Raw genomic sequence first — 3,940 nt, 5'->3', positions numbered from 1 at the left:
TTGAATAACAGGCCAAAAAAATTGTAGCGAATATGTAATTTAGGGTGTATGGTTTGTTATTAGATGACAGCGTTGTCATCATCACTGGGCAGAAGTGATTTAAAAAACCAACAAAATGATTCAAGGGGAATCCTGTGTTAGCTAATAATTTCAAAAAAAGCTTACTTGCAGTTAACGTCAGCATCGCACTAGGTGCGGGCTTTTCAGGCGTTGTTGCTGCAGAAGAAAGTCAAAATCAAGTACAAGAAAACGTAGAAGTCATTGAAGTTCGCGGTATTCGCCGCTCTTTAGAAGCGTCAATGAACACGAAAAGATTTGCCAACTCCGTTGTTGATGCGGTGACTGCTGAAGATATTGGTGACTTCCCAGATAAGAACATCGCTGATTCTCTACAGCGTATCTCTGGTGTACAAATTAGCAAAGATTTTGGTGAAGGTTCTCAAGTTTCCATTAGGGGTACTGATCCTGATTTAACCAAAACACAATTAAATGGCCAATCGGTTGCGTCAACAGGTTGGTACGTTTTAGATCCAGCCCGTCGTTCATTTAACTTTGAGCTGATGCCATCTGAAATGGTTTCAGGTCTAGAAGTATATAAAACGCCTCAAGCAAAATTAGATGAAGGTGGTGTGGGCGGTACTATAATCATGCGTACACGCAAACCTCTAGATTTGGAATCTAATAGCTTTTTTGGCTCTGTTGAAGCACAGTATTCCGAACTATCAGAGAGTACAGACCCTGCTTTTTCAGGTTTAGCAAGCTGGAAAAATGAAGATGAGACTTTTGGTATTCTAGGAGCTATTTCTTCTGCCGAGCGTCATACTGTCCGTCACCAAGGTGAGAACTATTGGACTTGGGGTAATGGTGTTGCGCATTTTGATCAGGAACGTGAGCGCACGGCATATGACATTACTGCTCAATGGGCACCTAATGATTCGCTAGATATGGTTGCTCACTATTTCACTACAGAGCTAAAGGCAAACAACCAAAATAGTAACTACTTGATTATGCCTGGGCGTTCTGGTGCGGATTTAGAGGTCACTGCTACTAACGATGATCTGCCGGTTAAAGGTATTCATAGAACTGACGGCGCCACTGATTATGATGCTGTGATCGATGCTTACTATCGTGAAGCCACGATGGAAACAGAGGTACTAGACTTTACGGTTAACTACGAAACGGATGCCTACACACTAACTGTACAGTTTGGTAAAACAGAAGCAACAGGCGGCACTGATAAAGAAGTTGGTGCACAGTGGGGTGGATATTCAGATGCTGAGTTTGAAATTACTTCAAAAGGGTTGGGTCACCGTTGGTTAAACCTAGACGGAACAGATGCTTCAGCTCTGAAGTTAGCAAATGATGAGTTTATGGCCCCTTCATTTAGTCGAAGCCCCAAGTATGATGAAGAAGCGTATTTACAAGCAGATATTAAATATCACCTAGACTCTGGTGACTTCACTTCGATTGAAGCAGGGTTTAAAGTAAGGGATCATGAAACTGGTCAAAAGAAAATTGCATCAAATTTCACAAATCAAAGTGCTTTTGACAATAAAACAGTGGCAGATTTTAATGGTGGTCTGACAGAATCAATGCTTCCGGAATCAGGACCTGATGCAACGGTTGATAAGTTTTTAAAACCAGACCACGCAAAATTGCTTAACTTTATGTATTCTGACGCCGGTGTTTCTGAATTTGAAGACCGAACTGGTTACTCCAAGCTAGAAGAAGATCATTTGGCCTTTTATGTTCAAGGTAACTTTAGTGGTGAAAACTATCGAGGGAACATAGGTCTACGCCATGTTTCAACTGATTTAACTGCAATTGCTTATGACCCTTCTCTAACTAAACTAGTAGAGCATGAAAGCGAATACTCCGATTGGCTACCAAGTGTAAATATCGCGTATAATTTATCAGAAGATGTGATTCTCCGCGCCGCTGCCGCAAAAGTACTTGCACGACCAAAGTATACTGATTTGAGTCCAGCGTACTCAGGCTCCAATCCTACATTACAGCTTGTGAACCAGGGTAACCCTGAGCTAGATCCATTCCGAGCGTCTCAGTTTGACTTTGGTGCTGAATGGTATTTTAACGAGTCTTCAATGCTCTCAGTTACATTCTTTAGTAAATCATTAGAGTCGTTCGTACTGCCTGCGACGGTAGAGAAGTTTGTTCCAGACGCTGATAATCCGGGAATATGGACTGTAACAACTCAAGAAAATGGTGGTAATGGTAATGTTGAGGGTATTGAAGTTCAGTATCAGCAGGACTTTGGTAATGGCTTTGGTATTGTAACTAACTACACATACTCAGATGCTTCAGGCGAAGATAAAGATGGTAAGAAAGCTGACTTAGTTGGTAATTCTAGAAATACATTCAACATTTCAGGTTATTTCGAAAACGATCTAATTGCAGCACGCTTAGCCTATAACTGGCGTGATGAGTTCTTCAATGGCTCTACATTTGGTACTCCAGATGTTGCTAGTTCTCGAGGCTATTTAGACGCGTCAATTGTTTATCATGTAACGGAAAACATTGACGTTTCTTTTGAAGCCGTTAACCTTTTAAATGAAGTTGAGCACACCACAGCAGGTATAACTAACAATACTAAATTCAACGCTGAGAATGGTCGACGCTACTTCGTTGGTGCTTCATTCCGTTTCTAAGCAAATTAGGTTTGCCAAAAAGAGAAGGAAGGCTTAGGCCTTCCTTTTTTATAGATAGTGCTAAAGTAGATTAGGTAAATAAGTGAGTAGTGGCATGGTAAAAAAAGTATTAATTGTTGGAGGTGGTACCGCCGGTTGGTTAACAGCAGCTAGACTTGCCAAACAATTTATTGATAGCGGCAGTGACATAGAAGTGAGTATTGTTGAGTCAGCCAATATTCCAACTATTGGTGTGGGTGAGGGGACTTGGCCAACGATCAGAGATACGCTAAAAACTCTTGATATCTGTGAAACTGAATTTTTAAATACCTGTGATGCAACCTTCAAGCAGGGCGCTAAGTTTGTAAATTGGAAAAAAGTGGCTGATGAAAACGAGGACATTTATTACCGCCATTTGTTTACATCACTTTACGATCCTTGGGAGTTTAACCTTGCACCCTTTTGGTCGAGCGGTATTGCTGGAGAAGTACCATACTCTGAAGCTGTCAGTATGCAAGGAGATGTCTGTGAGCAGGGTAAAGCACCTAAAAATATCACGACACCTCAATATGAAGGGCTACAAGGGTATGCCTATCACCTTGATGCAGCTAAATTTGCCAATCTATTAAAAGATAAAGCTGTAAACAAAATGAAAGTCCGACACATTATCGCTGATATTGGACATGTTAGCGTTCAGAGTGATGGTAGTATTGAATATGTAGAAACGGTCACGGGTGAAAAATTACACGCCGACCTATTCATCGACTGTACAGGCTTTAAATGTTTATTGCTTGGTGACGCAATGAAAGTACCGTTCGTTGACCTATCGCATACTTTATTTGTAAATAGAGCTGTTGCTTTGCAAGTTCCTTATGAAAACCCCAACAGTCCTATTGCTTGTGAAACGATTTCTACTGCTCAGCCTGAGGGTTGGATTTGGGATATAGGATTGCAATCTAGGCGAGGGATCGGGTTTGTTTATAGTGATAAATATATCAGTAAGGGTTGTGCAGAGCAACGCATTAGAGAGTACGCAGGTATTAATACCGACGACATTTCTGCGAAGCATTTAGAATTTCAAGTTGGTTATCGAGAAAAATTCTGGCACAAAAACTGTGTCGCTATTGGGCTTTCCGCTGCGTTTGTAGAGCCATTAGAAGCGTCAGCTATTTTTTTAGTGGAAGCCGCTGTAAATATGTTATGTGACAAATTTCCTCATTCACAGCATGAATTTGAGTTTATAGAGAAGCAATTTAATCAATCTTTTTTATTTCGGTGGAATAAAACCATTGAGT

2 protein-coding genes are annotated in these 3,940 nt (G+C 40.8%); both read left to right on the top strand.

Annotated features, from left to right (window positions below):
- Positions 1-134: 134 nt before the first annotated feature.
- Positions 135-2,666, top strand: a complete 2,532-nt coding sequence (locus tag L1D50_RS21995) for a TonB-dependent receptor (RefSeq protein WP_128725267.1) — start codon at positions 135-137, stop codon at positions 2,664-2,666.
- A 94-nt stretch (positions 2,667-2,760) separates the two neighbouring features.
- Positions 2,761-3,940 (top strand): tryptophan halogenase family protein (locus L1D50_RS21990; protein WP_239966840.1); only part of this gene is annotated, 1,180 nt, incomplete at its 3' end.

This window comes from Pseudoalteromonas sp. Isolate6 (assembly GCF_022398435.1).
Taxonomy (GTDB): Bacteria; Pseudomonadota; Gammaproteobacteria; order Enterobacterales; family Alteromonadaceae; genus Pseudoalteromonas; species Pseudoalteromonas galatheae.
The sequence above is the reverse complement of the archived record's forward strand: the minus strand, read 5'-3'. Positions and strand labels throughout refer to the sequence as shown.